Origin of the sequence: Methylobacterium sp. GC_Met_3 (genome assembly GCF_026540775.1) — a bacterium.
In the GTDB taxonomy this organism is placed as follows: domain Bacteria; phylum Pseudomonadota; class Alphaproteobacteria; order Rhizobiales; family Beijerinckiaceae; genus Methylobacterium.
Genome location: NZ_JALNUL010000025.1, coordinates 1 through 22,520, shown reverse-complemented (window position 1 = coordinate 22,520; position 22,520 = coordinate 1). Strand labels below are relative to the sequence as shown.

At 69.1% G+C, this 22,520-nt stretch carries 21 protein-coding genes and 1 tRNA gene; 10 read left to right on the top strand and 12 right to left on the bottom strand.

The window, feature by feature from the left end:
* Positions 1–6: 6 nt before the first annotated feature.
* From OXS27_RS22355 to OXS27_RS22340, 4 genes are all read right to left on the bottom strand, one after another.
* Positions 7–1,707 carry a lysine--tRNA ligase gene (locus tag OXS27_RS22355; RefSeq protein ID WP_267358720.1) on the bottom strand — a complete coding sequence of 567 codons (1,701 nt, stop codon included), beginning with the start codon at positions 1,705–1,707 and terminating at the stop codon, positions 7–9.
* 129 nt (positions 1,708–1,836) lie between these two features.
* Positions 1,837–2,115, bottom strand: a complete 279-nt coding sequence (locus OXS27_RS22350) for a type II toxin-antitoxin system RelE/ParE family toxin (protein WP_267358719.1) — start codon at positions 2,113–2,115, stop codon at positions 1,837–1,839.
* Entirely contained in the window at positions 2,112–2,339 is a 228-nt protein-coding gene (locus OXS27_RS22345; RefSeq protein WP_243927360.1) for a hypothetical protein, read from the bottom strand. The genes OXS27_RS22350 and OXS27_RS22345 overlap by 4 nt, the downstream gene beginning before the upstream one ends.
* A 76-nt stretch (positions 2,340–2,415) precedes the next feature.
* Complete coding sequence (locus tag OXS27_RS22340; RefSeq protein ID WP_267358760.1) at positions 2,416–3,240, bottom strand: transporter substrate-binding domain-containing protein; 825 nt, start codon at positions 3,238–3,240, stop codon at positions 2,416–2,418.
* 265 nt (positions 3,241–3,505) lie between these two features.
* Here OXS27_RS22340 and OXS27_RS22335 point away from each other — a divergent pair, with 265 nt between their 5' ends.
* Together OXS27_RS22335 and OXS27_RS22330 are read left to right on the top strand one after the other, a co-directional pair.
* Complete coding sequence (locus tag OXS27_RS22335; RefSeq protein ID WP_267358718.1) at positions 3,506–5,383, top strand: glycosyltransferase family 2 protein; 1,878 nt, start codon at positions 3,506–3,508, stop codon at positions 5,381–5,383.
* Positions 5,384–5,457: 74 nt separating this feature from the next.
* Positions 5,458–5,691 (top strand): hypothetical protein, encoded by a 234-nt coding sequence (locus tag OXS27_RS22330; protein ID WP_243927356.1) that lies wholly within the window; start codon positions 5,458–5,460, stop codon positions 5,689–5,691.
* A gap of 56 nt (positions 5,692–5,747) precedes the next feature.
* Here OXS27_RS22330 and OXS27_RS22325 read toward each other — a convergent pair whose 3' ends face one another.
* From OXS27_RS22325 to OXS27_RS22290, 8 genes are all read right to left on the bottom strand, one after another.
* Positions 5,748–6,416: an ATP-binding cassette domain-containing protein gene (locus OXS27_RS22325; RefSeq protein ID WP_267358717.1), complete on the bottom strand. Its 669-nt coding sequence runs from the start codon at positions 6,414–6,416 to the stop codon at positions 5,748–5,750.
* A 5-nt stretch (positions 6,417–6,421) separates the two neighbouring features.
* Entirely contained in the window at positions 6,422–7,312 is an 891-nt protein-coding gene (locus OXS27_RS22320; RefSeq protein ID WP_267358716.1) for a putative selenate ABC transporter substrate-binding protein, read from the bottom strand.
* Positions 7,313–7,539: 227 nt separating this feature from the next.
* Positions 7,540–7,770, bottom strand: coding sequence for a hypothetical protein (locus OXS27_RS22315; RefSeq protein ID WP_267358715.1), 231 nt, complete (start codon positions 7,768–7,770; stop codon positions 7,540–7,542).
* Positions 7,771–8,228: 458 nt separating this feature from the next.
* Positions 8,229–9,617, bottom strand: a complete 1,389-nt coding sequence (locus tag OXS27_RS22310; RefSeq protein ID WP_267358714.1) for an adenylate/guanylate cyclase domain-containing protein — start codon at positions 9,615–9,617, stop codon at positions 8,229–8,231.
* Positions 9,617–11,029: a GTPase HflX gene (hflX, locus tag OXS27_RS22305; protein WP_267358713.1), complete on the bottom strand. Its 1,413-nt coding sequence runs from the start codon at positions 11,027–11,029 to the stop codon at positions 9,617–9,619. Before hflX ends, OXS27_RS22310 begins: the two co-directional genes overlap by 1 nt.
* A 286-nt stretch (positions 11,030–11,315) precedes the next feature.
* Positions 11,316–11,567, bottom strand: coding sequence for an RNA chaperone Hfq (hfq, locus tag OXS27_RS22300; RefSeq protein ID WP_007563033.1), 252 nt, complete (start codon positions 11,565–11,567; stop codon positions 11,316–11,318).
* 335 nt (positions 11,568–11,902) lie between these two features.
* A complete protein-coding gene (locus tag OXS27_RS22295; RefSeq protein WP_243927344.1) occupies positions 11,903–13,267 on the bottom strand; it encodes a sigma-54 dependent transcriptional regulator in 1,365 nt (454 codons plus the stop codon).
* Positions 13,264–15,624 (bottom strand): PAS domain-containing sensor histidine kinase, encoded by a 2,361-nt coding sequence (locus OXS27_RS22290; protein WP_267358712.1) that lies wholly within the window; start codon positions 15,622–15,624, stop codon positions 13,264–13,266. Before OXS27_RS22290 ends, OXS27_RS22295 begins: the two co-directional genes overlap by 4 nt.
* Before the next feature lie 433 nt (positions 15,625–16,057).
* Here OXS27_RS22290 and OXS27_RS22285 point away from each other — a divergent pair, with 433 nt between their 5' ends.
* The 8 genes from OXS27_RS22285 to OXS27_RS22250 all read left to right on the top strand — a co-directional run bounded on the left by OXS27_RS22285 (position 16,058) and on the right by OXS27_RS22250 (position 22,476).
* Complete coding sequence (locus tag OXS27_RS22285) at positions 16,058–16,180, top strand: hypothetical protein (RefSeq protein WP_267358711.1); 123 nt, start codon at positions 16,058–16,060, stop codon at positions 16,178–16,180.
* 27 nt (positions 16,181–16,207) lie between these two features.
* Positions 16,208–17,257 (top strand): oxidoreductase, encoded by a 1,050-nt coding sequence (locus OXS27_RS22280; protein WP_267358710.1) that lies wholly within the window; start codon positions 16,208–16,210, stop codon positions 17,255–17,257.
* 93 nt (positions 17,258–17,350) lie between these two features.
* Positions 17,351–17,443: transfer RNA gene (locus OXS27_RS22275), tRNA-Sec, on the top strand.
* Between the two features lie 142 nt (positions 17,444–17,585).
* On the top strand, positions 17,586–18,773 hold the full coding sequence (locus tag OXS27_RS22270) for a site-specific integrase (protein WP_267358709.1): 1,188 nt from the start codon (positions 17,586–17,588) through the stop codon (positions 18,771–18,773).
* An 8-nt stretch (positions 18,774–18,781) separates the two neighbouring features.
* Entirely contained in the window at positions 18,782–19,321 is a 540-nt protein-coding gene (locus OXS27_RS22265) for a hypothetical protein (protein ID WP_267358708.1), read from the top strand.
* Positions 19,322–19,451: 130 nt separating this feature from the next.
* Entirely contained in the window at positions 19,452–19,676 is a 225-nt protein-coding gene (locus tag OXS27_RS22260; RefSeq protein WP_267358707.1) for a DNA-binding protein, read from the top strand.
* 200 nt (positions 19,677–19,876) lie between these two features.
* Positions 19,877–20,164 carry a hypothetical protein gene (locus OXS27_RS22255; RefSeq protein WP_267358706.1) on the top strand — a complete coding sequence of 96 codons (288 nt, stop codon included), beginning with the start codon at positions 19,877–19,879 and terminating at the stop codon, positions 20,162–20,164.
* A complete protein-coding gene (locus OXS27_RS22250) occupies positions 20,161–22,476 on the top strand; it encodes an AAA family ATPase (protein ID WP_267358705.1) in 2,316 nt (771 codons plus the stop codon). The genes OXS27_RS22255 and OXS27_RS22250 overlap by 4 nt, the downstream gene beginning before the upstream one ends.
* The last annotated feature ends 44 nt before the right edge of the window (positions 22,477–22,520 follow it).

Sequence of the window (22,520 nt, the reverse complement as noted above, 5' to 3'; positions counted from 1 at the left end):
GCAGACTCAGGCCGCATTCTTGCCGGCCGTGAAAGCCTCGTGCTCGGCCACCAGCGCGCCCGACAGGGCCGAGGCGATCAGGCCCCGCGTCTCCTCAACCCCATAAAGGGCCACGAAGGAGCCGAACCGGGGCCCGCGCGCCTCGCCGAACAACACGTTGTAGAGGCTCGTGAACCACGCCTGTGACACGCCGGGTCGCCCGTCCGGGCTCTTGGCCTTGCCGGACGTGTCGGGGAAGTGGCGCCGCCCGACCTCGTAGACCGCCGCCTGCAGGGCCTCCGGATCGGTGGAGCCGGCATGGTCCGCCAGCGTCTCCGACAGATCCTCCAGGGCCGCCCGCTCCTCGGGGGTCGGCGCCCGGTAGGTCTTGGCGGGTCGCACGAAGTCCGAAAAATACGTCAGCGCGTGGACCACCAACCGGTCGAGGCCTGGATGGGTCTCCGGCCCGGTCTGCGGCGCGTAGCGGCGGATGAAGCCCCACAGCACCGCCGGATCCTCGGTATTGGCCACCGCCGCGAGGTTGAGCAGCATCGCGAAGGTCAAGCTCGCGCCCTCGACACGCTCGGGCTCCGGCGGGGTGCCGGCGTGCAGGTGCCAGACCGGATTGCCGAGGCGCAGCTTCGCGTCCTGGCCGGCATAGCGGTCGAGGAAGCCGATATACTCGTCCACGTGCCGCGGGATCACGTCGAAGAACAGGCGCTTGGCCTCGCGCGGCTTGGTGTACATGAAAAGGCTCAAGGATTCCGGCGTGCCGTACTTGAGCCAGTCGTCGATCGTCAGGCCGTTGCCCTTCGACTTCGAGATCTTCTGGCCCTTCTCGTCCAGGAACAGCTCGTAATTGAACCCCTCCGGCGGCTCGCCGCCGAGCGCCCGGGCGATCTTGGCCGAAAGCTTGACCGAATCGATCAAGTCCTTGCCGGCCATCTCGTAATCGACGCCGAGCGCGACCCAGCGCATCGCCCAATCGGGCTTCCATTGCAGCTTGGCGTGGCCGCCGGTCACCGGGGTCTCGTAGCGCTCGCCCGTGGCGGGATCGCGCCACACGATCGTGCCGCTTTCCGCCTTCACCTCGTCGATCGGCACCTGCATCACGTGGCCGGTGACCGGATGAAGCGGCAGGAACGGGGAATAGCTCGCCGAGCGCTCGGCGCGCAGAGACGGCAACATGATCTCCATGACGGAATCGTAGCGCTCCAGCACGCGCAGCAGCACCGTGTCGAACACGCCTTCGCGGTAGCATTCGGTCGCCGAGCGGAACTCGTAGGCGAACCCGAACGCGTCGAGGAAGCGGCGCAATTCGGCGTTGTTGTGCGCCCCGAAGCTGTCATGGGTGCCGAACGGGTCCGGCACCCGGGTGAGCGGCTGGTTGAGATGGGCGGCTAGCATCTCGCGGTTCGGCACATTGTCGGGCACCTTGCGCAGCCCGTCCATGTCGTCCGAGAAGGCGATCAGCCGCGTCGGCACCGCGTCGCGGGTGAGCACCCGGAAGGCGTGGCGTACCATGGAGGTGCGGGCGACCTCCCCGAACGTGCCGATATGCGGCAGGCCCGAGGGGCCGTAGCCGGTCTCGAACAGCACCTCTGTCTTGCCGGTCTTCTCCAGCCGCGCCACGAGCTTGCGCGCCTCCTCGAAGGGCCAGGCGGCGGCGTTGGCGGCGGCTTCGATGGTTTCGGGATCGAGAGTCAGAGCTGGAGGTGCGGCGGTCATGTCTTCTGGGATGAGCGCGAATTGGGAGCGCTCACCCTAGAGCGGTTCGCACCGGAGCGGAACGCCCGGCGGTGCAAGGCGGGGATTCAGTTCCGCGTACCAGAGGCGACACGGCGCCTCCGCTGGCGTTCAGGTTCGCAGTTGCCGAGCGGTCTGTCGAATACTGAGGACGAGGATCTCGTCATCCGCGACGCGATAGGTGATGGCATAGGGATAGGGACGCGCCACGACGCGCCTGATGTCGCCGCGGGCGGTCATCGAACCCACGAAGGGAGGGTGCAGCAGAAGGCCCGTGAGCGCTTGCAGACGCTTCTGCACACGACGAGCGCCTTGCGCGTTCCGCTGGGCGATGTAGGCGAGCACGCTATCGAGCTGGTCAGCCGCGGGGCGGGTTAGACACAGTCTCACAGCCCATGCTTGGCCCAAATGGCGCGCACCTCCGCATCCGTGGCATAGTCGCCACGTGCAGCCGCAGCTTCGGATTCGTCGAGTTCCGCCTCCTCCTCCGGCGTAAACCGATAGACGGAAGCCCCATCATCCACGAAGGCCAGCATCAGGCGGGCAATCTCGTCCTGCATCTCCGGTGCGAGGACCCGTGCTTTCGCCACGGCCTTCTCGAGCAGATCCGTCATGCGCCGCTCCTGATCCATGGGGACCCGACGCCGTGCAGGATTCCCGATTCGCACTTCCAGTGGAAGCCTTGGTGTCTCAGAACGGGCTCACCGGAAAGAACCGCAGGTACAATTCGGTGTACTTGCCGTCGTCCCAGACGCGCTGGAGCGCATCATCCAGGGCGCGCGAGAGGGCGGCGTCCTCCGGGCGGGTGATCAGGCCGATGCCCTCCCCGAAATAGCGGTTCTCCAGGTAGTCGCCGCCGGTGAGCGCGCAGCAATTCTCCGCGTCCTGGCCGCCAACATAGAGGGCGAGGTTGAGGCCGTCGGCGAAGAGATAATCGATCTCCCCGCGCTTGAGCGCGCCCTCGGCCGCCGTCAGGTCGGTGAAATCCTTTGGCACCGCCTTCGGGAAGAACGCCTTGAGGTAGGCGGCATGCGCGCTGCCGGCCATCACTCCGACGCTGCGGCCGGCGAGCCCCGCCGCGGAGGGGACTGGTAGGCCCTTGTCGGTCCGGGCCGCGAAGCGTGCTGGCCAGCGGAAATACGGCCGGGTCGCCAGGAATTTTTCGCGCAGGGCCGCCGTCAGGGGGATCGCGGCCGCGACCACGTCGCCCTGCTTGGTGTCCAGCGCGTCGAGCAGGGTGTCGAAGCGGCGCGCCTGCACCGTGCAGGTGATGGCGAGCTTCTCGCAGACCGCGCGGGCGAGTTCGACCACGAAACCCGTCGGGTTGCCGTCGGGGCCGGCGAAGTGCAGCGGCGGGAACTCGTCATCTGTGAGGAAGCGGACCGCCCGGCCGGTCTGGGGAGCCTCGACCCGCTCGCCCCGGCTGCGCGGATTCCAGAAATCCGGCACCGTGACGACGGGCGTCGCAGTCTGACTCTCCGCTGCGGCGGCGCTCGGTGGCGGGCCGCCCCACACAATGCACAGGGCGAATGCGAGTGCGGCCGCCGCGAACCGGATGGGACTGCAGCGCCCGCCGTGCTGCGCCACGCGGGCGTTCCCCGGCAGGGACGCAAGGTCAGCGCAAGAGAGCGGGCCTAAACAAGGGTTTAGAGCTGCCTCTGAGCGCGCCACTCCCGTGGGCGCTTCCGAGAGGTGGGCTGTGCTCCGATCGGAGCGTGGGGACAGGGACTGGCTCACCCGCCGTCCCTATCACGTCCGGGGGCCACCGGGGGAGCGTGGCGTGCCGTTCCAGCGCTCGTCGGCAGGGCCGGGCGGCCTGCCGCCGGAGATCGCCTTCCTGCTGGCGGAGGGCGTGGAGAGCCGGGTGCTGATCCGGGCCGCCGCCGACGCGGCCAAGGCCGGCACGGATGCGGCGACTGCGCTGCTGAATGCCGGCCTGATGGAGGAGGCGGCGTATTACCGCGGCCTCGCCCGGGCGCTCGGGGCCCCCTATCTGGCCGGCCCGATCCGGTTCGGTCCGGGCCTGCGCTTTCCCGAGAGTCTGGTCACCGGTCTCGCGCCGCTGGCATCCGGCTCGGTGGTGCCCTGGGTGGTGGCACCGCGCGGCCAGATCATCGCGAGCCTGCTCGGCAGCCCACGCCGGATCGGCCCGGTGGCCATCACCAGCCCGACCCACCTGCGCGAGGCTGTGTTCGCCGCGATCCCGAAGCAGGTGGCGGATTACGCCGCGCAGGATCGGGCGTGGCACGCGCCCGGGCAGGCGAACGCGCACGAGTCGGCCGTCTGGTGGTTGCTGGTCCTGGCCCTCACGCTCACCGCGGGGCTCTCGCTCTGGGCCGCGCTTCCGGCGCCGCTCGCCCGCGGCGTGGGGCTGATCGTGCAGAGCCTGTTCCTGGCCATGACGACCGTCCGCCTTGCAGCCCTGGCGATTGCAGCGCCGATCACGGCTGCGGTGCCGCCCCTCAGCGATTCCGCCCTGCCGGTCTACACCGTCCTGGTGCCCCTCTACCGAGAGACCGCGGTGGTTCAGGCGCTGCTGCGGGCACTGGCGGCGCTCGATTATCCCCCGGCCAAGCTGGACATCAAGCTGCTGATCGAGGCCGACGATCTGGGGATGCGGGCGATGCTCGCCCGGATCCCCCTGCCCGCCCGGTTCGAGGTGATCGTGGTGCCGCCGGGCGGCCCGCGCACCAAGCCGCAGGCGCTCAATGTCGGCCTGCCGCTGGCCCGGGGAGAGCTGCTCACGGTCTACGACGCGGAGGACGATCCGGATCCCGGGCAATTGCGCCTGTCCGCCGCGCTGTTCGCGCGCCTGCCCCAGCACACTGCCTGCCTCCAGGGGCGGCTCGTGATCGACAATGCCGACGATTGCTGGCTCACCCGCGCCTATGCCGTGGAATATGCCGGTCTGTTCGACGTTCTGAACCCGGCGCTCGCACGGTGCCGGCTGCCGGTCCCGCTCGGCGGCACCTCGATGCACCTGCGCGTCCGGGTGCTGCGGGACCTGGGCGGCTGGAATGCCCACAATGTCACCGAGGATGCCGATCTCGGGATGCGACTGGCGCTCGCGGGCTACACGGTCGGCGATCTGCCGAGTGCCACCACCGAGGAGGCGCCCAATCGGTTCAGGCCGTGGCTCGGCCAGCGCATCCGCTGGCTCAAGGGCCTCACGCAGACGAGCCTCGCCCATGGGCGCAGCCCGCTCGCCAATGCGCGCCGCCTCGGCGCGCTGGAGACGCTCTGCGCCACGGCCCTGGTCCCCGGCACGGTGGTCTCGGCCTTGGTCTACCCGGGCTGTCTCGCGGCGGCGATCTGGTCCTTTCTCGTCCGCGAGATCCCGGTCGCTCCCCGCTTCCTGGACAATCTCGACACGGGGCTCGCCATCACCCTGCTCGGGACCGGGCTCGGGGCCCTCATCCTCCCCGCCCTGCGCGGCTGCATCCGCCGCCGCTGGGGCAATTTCGCCCCGTACGCCCTGGGGATGCCGGTCTACTTCCTGCTGGTCAGCGTGGCGGCTTGGCTGGCGCTGGTCGAACTGGTCCGCGCCCCGGAGCACTGGAACAAGACGCCGCACGGCTTGGCGCGCACCTCGCAACGCGGTCCTCTGCGGCTCTACGCGCAAGCCGGCGCCCGGCAAACCCGGCATGCGATGCGCTGACGACGCCGGCGCAACGCTTCGCGCATCCGCGTCGTTGTCGTCTTGCTGTGTCTCATCAACCCTGGATCGTCATCATGGCCACGATCGCGATCCTGATCGGCACGAAGGCGGGGGCGCGCCTGCTGGCCGCCGGCTCCGAGCGGGAGGCGGCCCTGTCGGCCGAGGCGTTCCTGCTGCGCCTGCCCGTCCGGGCCCTGCCGGCGCCGCTCTGGGTGCAATGCGCCGATCCGGCGGTGAGCGGGCGGCTGACCGGCTATCTCAACGCCCTGCAGGCCGAACAGGTGCGCGAGCGCGGCGCCAGACCCTGACGCGATCGCGAAGCACCCGTCCGACGCGATCGCGAAGCAGGCCGCGCAGACCCGGATCAGGCCGCCGCGTAGAAGGGCTTGAGCCGCGCCGGATCACAATCCTTCACCGGCGCGTCGAGGACGATCCGGCCCGCCTCCAGCACCACGATCCGGTCGGTATGGGCCAGCGCCAGCGCGACGTCGTGGAGCGCCAGGATCAGGGTGTCGTGGCTCCGGGCCAGCTCGGCGAGGATCCGGCCGCCCTGCTGGTGGTCGAGCGCCGAGACTGGCTCGTCGCCCACCAGAATGGGCCGTCCGTTGTAGAGGGCGCGGGCCACCGAGACGCGCTGCTGCTGGCCGCCCGACAATTCCCCGGCCTTCGCCCAGAGCCGGTCCGCCAGCCCGACCCGGTCGAGGATGGTTTCGACGTCTGCGACGTCGGCGCGTGCCGGCCGGACCAGATTGCGCAGGTTGTGGAGGGTCGAGCGCCGGTCGAGGCGGCCCATATAGACGTTGTGGAACGCCGAGAGCGGGCGCACCAGGGCGGCGGCCTGGGGCATCAGGGCCACCCGGTCGGGGGCCTGCCTGTGGATCAGGCCGATCAGGGTCGACTTGCCGGCCCCCGAGCGGCCCATCAGCGCGACCCGCTCGCCCGCCCGCACCGTCAGGTCGATACCCGACAGAACCGGGCGCCCGTCATAGGCCGCAGAGGCGTTGTCGAGGACGAGGACCGGGCTGCCCGCCACGCGGTTCAGTCCAGCAGGCCGGTGGACCGGCCGACCTCGACCAGGGGCGCGTAGGCGGCATTGGTCACCGGGATGAACTTGGAGCGCCCGAACGGCTCCAGGATCGCCGGATCGGTGATGCCGGTGAGCGCCGCCCGCAGCCGCTCGGTGAAGCCCGCGCCGTAGGTCTGGTCCACGTCGCCCCGGACGGTCCACTGGTAATCGGGGAAGGGCGGGCTCTCCCAGATCACCGCGACCGCCTTGGGGTCGACCTTGCCGGCCTTGGTGTCGAGGTCCCAGACCGAGTAGTCGACGGCGCCGACCGCGAAGGCGCCGGACTGGACCAGCTGGATGGTGCGGCTGTGATCGCCCGAGAAGCCGACCCGGGCAAAGACCTGCTCGGGGCTCTTCCCCGGAAACGCCTGCCGGATGAAGTATTCCGGCATCAGCCGCCCGGAGGTCGAGGCGCGGGCGCCGAACGTGAAGGTCTTGTCCGCGATGGCCTTCGGAAATTCTGTGTCGGGCTTCAGCCCGGTGGCGGCATTGGCGATGAGGTAGGTCTTGAACGCCGCGTCCTCGGCGCCCTGCGCGATCGCCTGGGCGCCGGGCACGGCCTTGCGGGCCTGGACCCCGGTGAAGCCGCCGAACCACGCGAGCTGCACCTGCCCGTTGGTGAAGGCTGTGACCGCCGCCGGGTAGCTCTTCACCGGGAGGTAGCGCACCGGCACGCCGAGCCTGGACTCCAGGTCGGCAGCGACCTTGCCGAAGCGCTCGACGAGGCGGCTCTCGTCCTGATCGGGGATGCCGGTGAAGACCAGGGGTGGGACCGGCTTGGTCTGGGCCTGCGCGGGGGCGATGGCGGCGAGCGCCGCGAGGCACCCCAGGGCGAACCGCCCCAACCGTCCCGATCCCAGCATCCCATCCTCGCGGTGCGGCCCCCGCATTGACGGGCGCGCCCGGTGTCGTGCGGACGGTGCCAGTTCCGGTTTCGAAAGGTCGAGACCTTTCGCGGGTCCAGGGCGGAGCCCTGGAGGCCGTCTCAGGGCTCCGCCCTAAGAACCCGCCAAAGGGCATGGCCCTTTGGAAACCCAGGATCCTCGGTTCGAATAGGCTCTGGGACCGCTCGAACCGAAGAACGCAATGCTCAGCGCATATGACGGCGCATCATGTGGTGGCGGTGGTGGTGCCGGTGCATCATGCGATGGCGCATCATCCGCGACTGCATCCGGGCGGTGCGGTGCATGCCGCCCATATTGCTGTTGCCCGTGGCGGCGGCGTTGCGGTCGAGGCCGTCGCCGGGGGCCGCCAGGGTCGGGGTGGCGGCGCCGAGGGCGAGGCCGAGCGCGAGCGTCGCGCCGAGGATGAGCTTGTTCATGGGGGTCCCGTTCTCCGCGACGCTGCGCCGCGACGACCGAACGGATTAGACTCCGCCCGGTTCCGGTGGCGGGCGTCATGGCGCAGGGCGGTTCAGGCGATGGCGGCGGGGGCCGGCTTCGCCGCGCTCGGGTGGGCTACGGGAGCCACACAGCGCCAGCGGATCGCGACGTAGGCGGCAGGGCGCGGCCTTCCCCCTTTCCCGCGTGCGGGGAGAGGCCCGCATGGACCTCGTCGTCCATGCGGGAAGCGCAGGCGAAGCCGGAGCGGCGGTGAGGGGGCGATTCCGGAGAAGTCTCGTCCTCAACCGCCCCCTCACCTTCGGCTGCCGCCTCGCTCCGGTGACGACAAGGTCACCGGAGCCCTCTCCCCGCAAGCGGGGCGAGGGGATGCACACGCGGCTATCGTCGGCGGCCGACATGTGGATCTGCAGGCCCCCACGGGAGCGGGGCCCCGCGCTCAGCCCTGGGCCGGTGCGGCCGGACCCGATGTCGGGATCCGCACGCTCGGGCGGGTCGGATCGGGATCCGGCTCCGCCGCCACGGCGAACAGGGTGAGCGATTCCGGCAGCACGGCCCCCGGCACCGGAACCGCCCGGATCCCCTCCGGCAGCGCCCCCCGTAAAAGATCCAGAAAATCCCCCGAGGCGGCGAGATCGAGGTCGGCCGCCTTGGCCTGGGCCTCGATCCGCGACAGGGCATTCATGGCCGGGCCCAGCACCGTGTATTCGGCCCGGACCCCGTCGTCGAACACCCCGACCAGCAGGTCGCCCGCGTGCAGCGCGACCACGACCCGGAGCGTGAACAGCCCCTTGGCCGCCCGTGCCGCGTTGAGATCCGCGATCCGGTGGCGGAGCGCGCGGGCGCAGGCCAAAGCCGCCCGCGCCTGCGCGTCGGGTGAGCCGACCACGAACTGCACCAGCACCGCGTCGCCGATATACTTGTCCACGAGGCCGCCCGCCTCGGCCACCGCCGCCTGCGCGGCCGCCCGCACGGCGAGCAGCGCCAGCACCATGGTCTCGGGCGGGTGCTCGCCCGAGAGCCGGGAGAAGCCGCGGATGTCGAGGATCATCAGGCAGGCGTGGCGCCGGTGGACGCCCAGCGCCGAATCGCCGCCCTCGGCCGAGAGATCGAGGGCGACCGCATCGGGCACGAAGCGCGCCAGCAGGGTCCGCTCGTGCTCCATGCGCAGGGCCCGCGCCACCGCGGCGCGCAGGCGGACCACCCCGTCCACCACCAGCAGGCCCGCCGCCGCGAAGGTGGCCAGCCCCGTGAGCTGCGCGGTCGGAAACGTCTCCGCGTTCGGGAACAGCTCCGGATCCGCCAGCCCGATCAGGAACGTCGCGCTCCAGCAGGCGATGACGACGCCGCAGAACACTACGGTCTGGGCCACCCGCATGCTCAGGCCGGTCTGGAGTAGGAGCAGGAAGGCCGGGAGGCGGCTCACCGCGTCGGCGCCGAGGCCGGCCCCGCCGCCGGCCAGCATGTGCTCGATCAGCACGTAGACGGCGAGCCCCGCATTGAGCCCGGTGCCGGCCCAGCTATAGGCCGCCGCCGCCGGCCCGCCGCCCCGCTCGCGCAGCCCGAACCAGACCGTGCCCAGGCCGTAGAGGGCGAGGATGAACCAGTGGCTCAGGGCGTGCAGTGAGCCGTCATAGGCCTGGGCCGCCATCAGCAGCACCAGCACGATCACGATGCGCAGGCCGAGCAGACGGACGCCGCCGCCGGCCTGCATGGCCCGCAGCACCGCGTCCTCGTCCTGATCCGGCGGCACCGGGCGGTGCGCGACCGGGGGCCGCGCCGTCCGCAGGCCGGGGAGCGGCGGGTTGCCGACGCGGCCCGAGGCCATCAGCCGCCCCGGCCGAGGCGCCGTGCGGCCGTGAACCGGTTGAGGAAGCGCGGCTCCTTCTCGGGGGCGATCCGCACCGCCAGATGCAGGGTGCCGTCGGCCTCCGACCGGCGGTCCAGAATCTCGGCGTTCTCGTAGAGCCAGTTCAGCGCCGCCCCGTCCTCCGGCGGCAGCGCCACCGCGAAGCTCGCGCGGTTGCGCCCGATCCGCGCCTCGATCCGGCTGGTCAGCGCCGACAGCCCCTCCCCGGTCAGCGCCGAGACCAGAACCGGCGCGGTGCTGTCGCGGTCGTTGCGGGTCTTGGCCTGGCCGCTGAGGTTCAGGAGCCGGGTGCGCTCGTCGTCGTCGAGCAGGTCGGCCTTGTTCCAGACCTCGATGATCCGGTCGGCGCTGGTCTCGATGCCGAGTTCGCGCAGCACCTCGCCGACATCCTCGGCCTGGGCCTCGGAATCGACGTGGGAGACGTCGCGCACGTGCAGCAGCACGTCGGCCTCGATGGCGTCCTCCAGGGTCGCCCGGAAGGCCGCGATCAGCGCGGTCGGCAGGTCGGAGATGAAACCGACCGTGTCGGACAGGATCACGGTCTCGCCGTGGGGCAGCTTGGTCGCCCGGGCGGTGGGATCGAGCGTGGCGAACAGCATGTCCTTGGCGGTGACCTCGGCCTGGGTCAGCGTGTTGAACAGGCTCGACTTGCCGGCATTGGTGTAGCCGACCAGCGCCACGATCGGGTACGGCACCCGCGCCCGGCTCTGGCGGTGCAGGCCACGGGTCCGCACCACCGCGTCGAGGTCGCGCTCGATCCGGGTCATGCGCTCCTGGATCATGCGCCGATCGGCCTCGATCTGGGTCTCGCCGGGGCCGCCGAGGAAGCCGAAGCCGCCGCGCTGCCGCTCCAAGTGGGTCCAGGACCGGACGAGCCGGGATTTTTGATACGCGAGGTGGGCGTGTTCCACTTGGAGCGTGCCCTCCCGCGTGGAGGCGCGCCGCCCAAAAATCTCCAGGATCAGGCCGGTGCGGTCGATGACCTTGGCGCCCCAGGCCTTTTCCAGGTTGCGCTGCTGCACCGGCGACAGGGCGCAATCCATCACCACGAGGCCGATCTCGCGGGCGCGGATCAGGCCGGCGATCTCCTCGACCCGGCCCTTGCCGAGATAGGTCGAGGGGCGGATCCGCGGCAGGCTGATCGCGAGGCTCTCGAGCACGTCGAGTTGGATCGCGGCGGCGAGCCCGGTGGCCTCGTCGAGGCGGGCTTCCACGGAGCGGGTGGGCGCGGCCTGCCCCGGGCCGGTCCCGTAGGCGCCGCGCGCCAGATAGGGGCCGATCACCAGGGTGTGGGTCGCCGCGGCGATCTCGCCCTCGGGGGCGGCCTGCGCCTGGAGGCGGGCTTCGCCGGAGGTCAGCGTTTCGGTCATACGGCCTTTAGCGCCGCCGGGCGGCCGGCGGTTTCGTTGGAGCGATCGGATTCGTCAGAATGGGGATGCGGGCGGGCCGGGCCAAGATGCCGGGCCGTGATGGCCGCAGATATCCGCACGGGCGCACGCGGCTCCGCGTCGCGTGCTCTCCGCGGAGGCTACGATGTCCGCAGATCGTGGTTCGACGGCTGCAGAGCAATCCACGTCGAAGGCCACCGCGCCTTCCCTCCCCCCTCTGCGGGGGAGGGAGACGCGCGGATCCGACCCGCCCTACCCCATCACAACATCACGCCTTCTCGGCGGTCTCGTCCGGCTCGAACAGCTGCACCGGGTGGCCCGGCATGATCGTCGAGATCGCGTGCTTGTACACCAGCTGCGAATGGCCATCGCGGCGCAGCAGCACGCAGAAGTTGTCGAACCACGTCACCACGCCCTGCAGCTTGACGCCGTTGACGAGGAAGATGGTCAGCGGAATCTTGTTTTTGCGGACATGATTGAGAAAAGTGTCCTGAAGGTTCTGTGCGCGTTCGCCCGCCATCTTCTTGGCCTTCTTGTTGTCCCGGTGCGCTCGGCCCGGGATGGGTATGCCGCGGGCCGGATCGTCCGATCACCCCGTCCGCAGCCGTGTATACAACATCACGTCGTCAAAGGGTGGGCGCAAGCAACCCCCGTACCCAGGCGATCCGTAACGGATCGGCGCCGTCCTCAACGCGTCCCTCTGCCCTAAAGCATCGCCCCGGACATTGGAATCGCGGCGCGGCTTCAGCTTCCGGGTTGTCCATCGCCCCGTCCCGAAAGCCGGCGCTTTTTTTCGGGAGGCGGCTCCGAGCCCCCTGTCCGACGCGCGCATGCCGGACCGGGGCCGGCCCCGGCTCACGGGCCGATGCCGAGGGACTTCAACTTGCGGTGCAGGGCGGAGCGCTCCATGCCGATGAATTCGGCGGTGCGGGAGATGTTGCCCGAGAACCGCGCGATCTGCGCCACGAGGTACTCGCGCTCGAAGATCTCGCGGGCCTCCCGGAGCGCCAGGCTCATCAGCTTCTCGCCGCCGGCGCCGCCCGGCGTCGTCGGCACCAGGGCGCCGATCTCGGAGGGCAGCATCTCCGAGGTGACCTCCTGCTCCGGGTCGGCCTGGGTCAGGATCATCAGCCGCTCGACGTTGTTCTTGAGCTGGCGGACGTTGCCCGGCCAATTGTGCGACTGCAGCACCGCCATCGCGTCCTCGGCGATCCGGCGCTTGGGCAGGCCGGTCTGGGACGAGATGTTGTCCATGAAGAACTGGATCAGCTCGGGCACGTCCTCCCGGCGCTCCGACAGGGCCGGCACCCGGATCGGCACCACCGAGAGGCGGTGGAACAGGTCCTCGCGGAACCGGCCGCCTGCGATCTCCTCCTGCAGATCCCTGGACGAGGACGAGATGATCCGGACATCGACATGCACCCGGGTCGTGCCGCCGACCCGCTGGAAATTCTGGTCGACCAGCACGCGCAGGATCCGGTTCTGGGTCTCCCGCGGCATGTCGGCGACCTCGTCGAGGTAGAGGGTGCCGCCATGGGCCTCCTCCAGGGCGCCGACCCGGCGGCCGCTCTCGCCCTCGACGCCGAACAGCTCCGCCTCCATGGTCTCGGGCAGGATCGTGGCGGCGTTCAAGAGCACGAACGGGCCGTTCGACCGGGCCGAGGCCTTGTGCAGGCTGCGGGCGGCGAGTTCCTTGCCGGCGCCGAGCGCCCCGGTGATCATCACCCGGGCGTTGGTCGGTGCCACCCGGTCGAGGGTCTGGCGCAGCTGGTTGATCGCCAGCGAACCGCCGACGATGCGGTTGGCGGCCCCTGAGCGCGCCGTCAGGTCGCGGACCTCGCGCCGGAGCCGGGAGGCTTCCAGCGCCCGCTCGGCCACCAGGATCAGCCGGTCGGCCTTGAACGGCTTCTCGATGAAGTCGTAGGCGCCCGCCTTGATGGCCGAGACCGCGGTCTCGATGTTGCCGTGGCCCGAGATCATCACCACCGGCAGGTCCGGGTTGGCGGCCTTGATCAGGTCGAGCACCTGCAGGCCGTCGAGCCGGGAGCCCTGCAGCCAGATGTCGAGGAAGACGAGGTGCGGCCGGCGCGCCTCGATGGCGGCCAGCGCCTCGTCCGAGCCGCCGGCCGTGCGGCAGCGGTGGCCCTCGTCGTCCAGGATACCGGCCACGAGGTCGCGGATGTCGGCCTCGTCGTCGACGATCAGGATATCGGCGCTCATGCGTGCATCTCCGCGATCCGGGGGGCCGTCGGTGCGGCGCCCTTCTCCTCTGTCGGGGTGGAATTGGTCCCGGGGGACGCCGACGGCTCGGGCCCGTGCTCGCGCGGGATCCGCATCCGCACCTGGCCGCCCCGGCCGGCGGGATTGTCGTTCAATTCGATCCCGCCGCCGTGCTCCTCAAGCACCTTGCTCACGATGGCAAGCCCCAGACCGGTGCCGCCCTCGCGCGTCGTCATGTAGGGCTCCAGCAGCCGCTGGCGTCCCTCGGCGGGGAAACCCTTGCCGTTGTCGGTGACGGCGATCACCGCGAACCCGTCCTCGACGGCGAGGCTTAACGAAATCTTGCCCTTGCCCAGTTCGGCCTCCGGCACCTCGGCCACCGCCTCGACGGCGTTCTTGAGGATGTTGGTGATCACTTGGCTGAGCAGCCGGATGTCGAAGGCCGCCACGATCTTTTCCGCGCTCCCCGCGCCGCCCTGAGCCGAGAACGCGAAGTCGATGTCGGGGTGCGCCACGCGCATCATGAACAGGTTCTGCTTGGCGATCTCGGTCAGGTCGTTCGGCGCGATCGCGGGCTTGGGCATCCGCGCGAAGGCCGAGAACTCGTCGACCATCCGCTTGATCTCGTCCACCTGCCGCACGATCGTGGCGGTGCACTGGTCGAACACCTCCTTGTCGGTGGTGATGACCTTGCCGTACTTGCGCCGGATCCGCTCGGCCGAGAGCTGGATCGGGGTCAGCGGGTTCTTGATCTCGTGGGCGATGCGGCGCGCCACGTCGCCCCAGGCCGAGCTGCGCTGCGCCTGGACGAGGTCGGTGATGTCGTCGAGCGTCACCACCCAGCCGCGGGTCGACCCTTGCGCCTGCTCGCTCGTCACCCGCACCGTGATGGTGCGCTCGCCCCGGGACCGGGTGAGCTGGATCTGCTGCTGCTGCAGGCTGCGCGGGCGGGCCTCGCTCTCGGCGAGCACCGGGGCGAGTTCCGGCACCGCCTGGGCCAGCGGCTGGCCGGCCAGGGCGTCGCTCGCCAGATCGAGCATGCGTTCCGCGGCCGGGTTGGCGATGGTGACGAAGCCCGCCGCGTCGAGGCCGATCACCCCGGGCGACACGCCTGAGAGCACGGCCTCGGTGAATCGGCGGCGGGTGTCGATCAGGTCGCTGGCCGCGATCAGGCCGGCATGCTGGCGGCGCAGCTCCTGGGTCATCTTGTTGAAGCTCTCGCCGAGATGGGCGAGGTCGCCGCTGGTCTTCTTGGTCGGCACCTGGGCGTAGAAATTGCCCGACGCCACCTGATCGGCGGCGTTGATCAGCCGGCGGATCGGCGCCACGAACCGGTTGGCGAAGTTCATGCCGAACCACACCGCCGAGAGCAGCGCGATCAGCGCGATCAGCAGGAACACCGACGCGAAGGTGATCTGGATCGAGCGGCGCAGCGAATCGTAGGTCAGGTACTCGGCCGCCGCCGCCCGGGACACGCCGGGGAAGTCGATGGCGAGCTGGCTGACCTCCCGCTGCACCATCAGCACCGCGTCGTCATAGGCGGGCATGCGCATCAGCGCGGCGAAGACCCGCCCCTCGGTGGGCAGCAGGCAGATCGGATCCGCGGAGGATGCCGCATCCTCGAACGCCGCCGCCGAGGGCAGGCGGTTGGTCTTCAGCACGTCGATCTTGGCCCGGGCCACCACCTCGGTCGGCCCGCGCATGATCTGGGCCACCGGCAGGCCGAGATTGCCCGCCCGGGTGGTCAGGAAGTTCTCGAACCAGTCCCGGTTCACGTCGAAATTCGGTCGCGCCCGGGTCAGGTCGTCGGCCAGGATGCGGATCTCCCGGGCGAGGCTCTGGCACTGGTTCTCCTGGTAGGCGTCGGCCACCTCCACGGATTTCAGCACCACGTCCCGGACCCGGTCGGTGAAGCCGAGCGACAGGCCGCGGTCGATGGTCACGGAGGCCACCACGGCGAGCAGGATCGTCGGCAGGATCGCGATCAGGCTGAACAGGCCGACGATGCGGGTGTGCAGCCGCGCCACCGCGGCGTTGGCCTTGCGGGCGTGCAGGAAGACCCGCGCTTCCCAGGCGATGATGATGGCGAGCCCGAGCACCAGGGCGGCGTTGATGGCGAGCAGCGTCACGCCGTAGGCGGGCGTGGGCGTCACCCGGATCACGCCGGCCAGGATCAGGAAGGTCGCCAGCGCCGAGATCAGGGCGGTGACCACCATGGCGGCGCCGATCCAGCCCGGACCGCGGGGGCCCGGTCGCAGCGACTCGGCCAAAGCCGCGTCCGGACCGGTTCCCTCGGCGGGCCCTTCCGGGTCTGGCACGGGGCCTTCCACTGTGGGTGAGCGCTGCAGGAACGGCATGACTGGTGCAGGGCCACAACAGTGTGGCGGAATTAATACGAATAGCCCTCGGTGATTACGCGCTGAGGTTGAATTCGCAAGGGGTTTGCCACCGCACGGAGCGGCGCGGCGTCGATCGAAACACTGAACTGACTCCGCCTCACAGGCATCCTCACACGTATCCTTGGCGCGGCGGTTGGCGATGCGGTAAGCTTGGCCGGAAGGTCGCCATGAACAAAGCCGCCCGGAACGAACGCATCAAGCTGACTGCGACCTGATTGAATGGTGCGGCCGTGGCTGCCCTCGCGGTCGGATGCTTTGCTCCGATCGTCACATCCATCACGTCAACGGCGTCGATCGCGCTCACGGGCCTGAATGCCCTGGTGATGACTTGGTTGTCGCTCAGCGTGGGCCTACATCTGGTCGGGCGGCGCGTCTTGCGGAGGATCGAGGAATGACGGGCGGTTTCCTGTCTGCGGCCATCGTCGCCCCACTGATGCTCATGGTCGCCGCTGGCTTCGTCTACTGGTTCACGGGTCGGCAGGATCGGCACGACGCGCCGGAGCGCAGGCCGTAAGGCCCGCCGCAGCGGCCGAGGTCGAGCATGGCGATCCGCGTCGGCCTGATCGGCTACGGCTATTCCGGCCGGACCTTCCACGCGCCCCTGATCCGTGCCGTCCCGGGGCTCAACCTGCGGTTGATCAGCTCGCGCGATCCCGCCCGGGTCGCGGCCGACCTGCCCGGTGTGGCGGTCATCGCCGATCCCTACGCGGTCGCCACCGCGGAGGCGGTCGATTGCGTGGTGATCGCCGCCCCCAACGACACCCACGCTCCTTTGGCGCGGGCTGCGCTCGCGGCCGGCAAGCATGTCGTGGTCGACAAGCCCTTCACCCTCGACCTGGCCGAGGCCCGCGGGTTGCGCGAAGCAGCCCGGAGCCGGAGCCGCCTGCTCGCGGTGTTCCACAACCGGCGCTGGGACAGCGACTTCCTCACCCTCCGCGCGGCCATCGCCGACGGCGTCATCGGCCCGGTTCGCCATTTTGAATCGCATTTCGACCGGTTCCGCCCCCAGGTCCGCGACCGCTGGCGCGAGGGTGCCGGCCCCGGCAGCGGGATCTGGTACGATCTCGGGCCCCACCTCCTCAATCAGGCGCTCCTGCTGTTCGGCCTGCCCGAGCGGGTGACCGCCAACCTGGCGCGGCTCCGCCCCGGCGCGCAGGCGGACGACTGGGCCCACGTGGTGCTGGACTATCCGGATCTGCGGGTGGTGCTGCACGCCAGCATGCTGGTCGCCGGCGGATCGCCCCGCTTCGTGGCACACGGCGAGGCCGGCAGCCTGATCAAGCACGGCGCGGACCGTCAGGAGCAGCACTTGCTGGCGGGCCTCGCCCCCGGGGCCCCCGGATGGGGCGCGGATCCGGACGCGCTGGAGATCCATGACGGGGCCGGGCGGGTGCGGCACAGTCCGGCCGTGCCCGGGGATCAGCGCCGGTTCTACCAGGGCGTGGCCGAGACGATCGCCCGGGGGCCGGTCGACGGTGCCGCGGCGCTGGAGGCCGTCCGCGTGATGGCCTGCCTCGAGGCCGCCCGCATATCGGCCCGGACGGGGGCGTCGGTCGGCCTGGCGCTCGCGCCGGACGAACGGGGGATCTGAGGGGCGCGACCTTTGCGCGCGTCCCGCCAGCGATGCACCGCGACGCGGGGCGAGCCCTTGACCCGGCTGGTGGCGGCCCGTAACCCCGATCCCGGAGGCGAACGGGGTCTGGTGGCCCTCCTGGTCTTCAAAACCAGCGGTACGCCAACAGCGTACGGTGGGTTCGATTCCCATCCGCTTCCGCCAACTACCCTTCCGTACCCTTCCGAATATCGGGGTTAAGCCCCTCAAAACGCCGGGCAATCCCGAGCAGGCTTTCCGCGCCCGTCCGCTAGCTTCCGCGAAAATCCGCGATTACCATGTGGGTAGCGGCGTGGGCGGATCCGACATGGCGGGCAAGCTGACAGCTCTCGGAGTGGCGAAGCTCAAGACCCCCGGCATGTACGGGGACGGCGGCGGCTTGTGGCTTCAGGTCACCGGCAAGGGCGCCAAGAGCTGGATCTTCCGGTTCACCCTCCGCGGTAAATCGCGTGAGATGGGCCTCGGCCCGACCAACACGTTCACGCTGGCCGAGGCGCGCGACAAGGCTCTGACCTGTCGGAAGCTCTGCTACGAGGGCATCGACCCGATCGAGGCGCGCCGGGACCAGCGCCAGGCGATTGCGCTCGAGGCGGCTCGCGCCATGACGTTCCGGCAGTGTGCCGCGGCCTACATCGAGTCACACAAGGCCGGCTGGAGGAACGAGAAGCACGGCGCCCAATGGCTCGCCACGCTCGACGCCTACGTGCACCCTGTCTTCGGCGACCTGTCGGTGCAGGCGGTAGACACCGACCTCGTCATAAAGGCAGTCGAGCCGATCTGGACCACGAAGCCGGAGACCGCCGTTCGTGTGCGTGGCCGGATCGAGTCGATACTCGACTGGGCCAAGGCGCGTGGCTTCCGGACTGGCGACAACCCGGCGCGCTGGCGCGGGCACCTGCAGAACCTCTTGCCGCGGCGCTCCAAGATCCAGCGCGTGTCGCACCACGCCGCCCTCCCCTTCGCCGAGGTGCCTGCCTTCATGCAGCGCCTTGCCGCCCAGCCCGGAGTGGCTGCGCGCATGCTCGCCTTCACGATCCTGACGGCGGCGCGGACTGGCGAGGCGATCGGCGCTCTCTGGTCGGAGATCGACATAGAGTCCGGGATCTGGACCGTGCCGGGCGAGCGGATGAAGGGCGGCTTCGAGCACCGGGTCCCCCTCCCCGCCCCCGCTCTTGCGATCCTGGCCGAGATGTCTGCGCTCCGGGCGAGCGACTACGTCTTCCCCGGTGGCAGGCGCGGCAAGCCGCCGTCCAACATGGCCATGCTCGAGCTGCTGAAGCGGATGAGCCGCAGCGACCTCACGGTCCACGGCTTTCGGTCGAGCTTCAAGGACTGGGCATCCGAGACCACCCACTTCCCGCGCGAGGTCACTGAGGCGGCGCTGGCGCACGCGATCGAGAGCAAGGTCGAAGCGGCCTACAGGCGCGGCGACCTGTTCGAGAAGCGGCGCGAGCTGATGGCAGCTTGGGCTACTTGGTGCGAGAAGGTGGACTGAGCATCCCTATGAGCCCTGCAAGACAAATTTGGGAAGAGCTCATCGGCGATGCGTTGAACGTCGCCGACACCTTCGTTCGTCATCCGGTTTCAACCGAAGAAGACAAATCGGTCGTTCAAGCGGCTGTTCAGTTACTCCATAATCATCGCCGAGATATCGAAATATTAGCAGGGATGTCCGAACGGGGCGAAACTGTCAGTCCAGATGCGCTTTATATCCTAACCGCCAATGTATTAATGGCGACGTCAATGCTATATGCAAAATTCGGATCATCGAATAGCAGCAGCAGACTTAAAGATGTTAATCAGGCAGCCAAGGCGAGGTCAGCGAAAGCTCCATCGGCCCAAAAGAATTTACAAATTCAAAAAGAAGTACTTTCAAGACACATTGCCGACTGGGAGTGGGCTGCGGCTCATCCGCACAAAACGGCTGAGGCGATTTTAGAAGCCGTCAATCGTGACCTCATCCTCGCCAAGTACGGCAAGACGATCACGAGTCGGCAGTTGCAAAGCTGGATCAAGATGCACGCGAAAGCCAATCGCGGCTAATTCGGAAATCTCTAGAAGGATTTCCGAAACGCTTCAAACGCTTCCGAAGATTAGTTTGATTTACGGTCAGGCGACCCCTTCATAGACATATCTCCGCACAGACTGGTGCGGACAACCATCAGGTGCAGCCATGAACATGAATGTTCAGGCAGCGCAGGGAGACCTGCGTCTGTCGAAGGGTAAGCTTTTGCATCGTCGCAAGGATGTGCAGGACGCACTCTCCATCGGTCACGACACGTTTTACAAGCTGGTGGCGAAGGGCAAGCTGCGGACCGTTAAGATCAACACCGCTACCTTCGTGCCGGACGACAGCCTTCGCAGCTTCCTCGCCTCCCTCGAGACGGAGGCCGCTTGAGCGATGGCTAATAAAAATGAAGGCCGCGCGGCTCTGGCAAGCTGGCGGCCCTCGGGATGTCTTTCTCGGCAGAACGACATCTCTGAGATAGCGCAAATCAGCCTCCCCGTCCACAAGATCGCGCATCGTCTGCGGTGCTCGATCCCGGTCGCACAGCTCTACTCGGAGCTGAGCGGCGTCGGTTCGAGGGAGGCGCGCCCGTGACGGCAGACCTCCTCACCTTCCCGCGCCTCCGCAAGCACAAGCTTGAGGCCGACAGCGTCCGCTTGGGCTTCGACTTCAGCCAGTGGTGCGCCGAGCTGTACCGCGACGAGCGGTTCCTCCGGCGCGTCTACTTCGACACCTTGGACGATGCCCGAGCCGAGGTGGAGCGCATCCAGGCCAATGGTCTGCGGCGGCTGCCCGACGCGCAGCCCTACTGGACTGATGTCGCCTACGGCGAACTGAGCGGCGGTCGGTTCATTGACGATCCGGAGGACGCAGCATGACGGCCGGCACCTCGACCTTCGAGCGGCCGCCGAAGCCGCAGCTCCCGCCGTTCGCCGGACTGCCGGACCTCCCGGCGCTGCGTGAACTCAAGAGCCGCCCGGAATGGGTAGCGTGGGACTACTTCTGGAAGGAGAAGCCCCGGAAGTGGGACAAGCCGCCGGTCAACGCCCGCACCGGCCAGTTCGGATCCACCTCGGATCCGGACACCTGGGCTCCCTACGACGTGGCAGCCCGTCACGCTGCGCGAAACGGTCTCCCGGGCGTCGGCTTCGTCCTGTCGAAGGACGGAGTCGTGAGCGGTATCGATCTCGACGGGTGTCGTGACCGCGAGACCGGCAAGCTCCAGTCCTGGGCGCAAGTCGTGGTCGACTTCGCCGAGACCTACATGGAGGTTTCGCCGTCGGGCGAGGGTCTGCGCCTCATCGTCAAGGGCACGGCTAACTGCGTCGTCAATCACCCCGCCGGCGTCGAGATCTACGCCGACGGCCGGTATCTGACCATCACGGGCCAGCACGTTCCTGGCACGCCGACCGAGATCCGCGAGGCGCCCCGCACACTCGCGTACCTGACCGAGCGGGCCGAAGAGTTCGGGGCCGCCCAGCAGGCCGCGGCCGACCTCGCCCGGGAGCAGGAGCGCAAGAAGGCCGAGAAGCGAGCGCAGGAGCAGCCCAGGCAGACCACGAGCCAGCGAGCACAGCAGTCGGCGACCGGCGGCCGACATAGCCCGTTCTTCGGCGAACAGGAAAAGGACCCGTTTTGGCGGAACGTCAACGACCGCGCCTTCGCCAGCCTCGGGGCGTGGGTGCCGGTGCTGTTCCCCACCGCCTACCAGTCGAACAACGGCGCTTGGCGCGTGTCCTCTCATGATCTCGACCGTGACCTGGAGGAAGATCTCTCGATCATGCTGTCCGGCGCCAAGGATTTCGGCGTTCGAGACCAGGGCGATGAGAACGCCGGCAGACGTACTGCCATCGCCTTGGTGTTGGAGTACGGCAGCGTCGACACTCCCGCCGAGGCGGCGCTCTGGCTTTGTGATCGCATCGGTATCGCGCCCGAGAGCCTGGGCTGGCGTAGCGGCGCTCGGAACGAGAACGAGGCGCCCCGCCAGGACTCGACCGCCCAGGCCGAGCCACCGCCGGAGCGCAAGCGGATCCGGGCGACGCCCTTCGTCTACCGCAACCCGTCTCTGATCCCGCGGCGCGAGTGGGTCTACGGGCGGCACCTGATCCGTCGGTTCCTGAGCACCACGGTCGCCCCCGGCGCCGTCGGCAAGTCCAGCCTCGTGCTGGTCGAGGCCATCGCCATGGCGACCGGCAAGGCATTGCTCGGGGTTAAGCCGCCCCAGGCGCTGAAGGTCTGGTACGTGAACCTCGAAGACCCCTTGGAGGAGACCGAGCGCCGGGTCGCTGCAATCTGCCTGCACTACGGGATCGACGCACGCGAACTGGAGGGCCGCCTGTTCCTCGACAGCGGTCGCACGGCCGAGATCATCATCGCCACTCGGCAGCGGGACGGCGTGAAGATCGCCGAGCCGGTGATTGAGGATCTGACCACCAGCATGGCCGAGTATGAGATCGACCATCTGACGGTCGATCCGTTCGTCAGCTCGCACCGCGTGACCGAGAACGCCAACGACGAGATCGACATCGTCGCTAAGGCTTGGAACCGGGTGGCCGAGGTCGGCAACGCCTCCATCGAACTCGTGCACCACGTCCGGAAGGGGCACGCGGGCCAGGGCGAGTATACGGTGGAGGACGGCCGCGGAGCCGGTGCGCTTCTCGCGGCCGCCCGCTCAGCTCGCGTGCTCAACCTCATGTCGAAGGACCAGGCCGAGAAGGCCGGGATCCCGACGAACCGGGGCTTCTTCCGGGTCGACAACGGCAAGGCCAACCTCGCCCCGCCGCCGGATAAGAGCGACTGGTACCAGCTCGTGTCAGTGTCGCTGGGCAACGGGCCACCCGGCATCCTCGACTACGGCGATCAGGTCGCGGTGGTCGAACCGTGGGAGTGGCCCGACGCCTTCGAGGGCGTGGGCCCAGAGGACTTGCGGGCAGCTCAGTCAGAAGTGGCCGGCACGATCGCGGCCGGCGCTCGGTGGCGGCTCGACGTCCAGTCGCCGGACTGGGTCGGCATCCCGATCGCCCGGGCGCTCAAGCTCAACCACGACGACAAGGCTCACCGCAGCCGGATCAGCCGCATGCTTCGGGTCTGGATCGAGACCGGCATGTTCACGACGTACGAAGACAAGGACAAAAAGCACAGGATCAAGGAGTTTGTGGAGGTCGGCACCCATGCCTCAGGCGCCGGTTAATGACCGCCCCTCCACCCTGGAAGGTGGGGTAGGGCCAGGTGGAG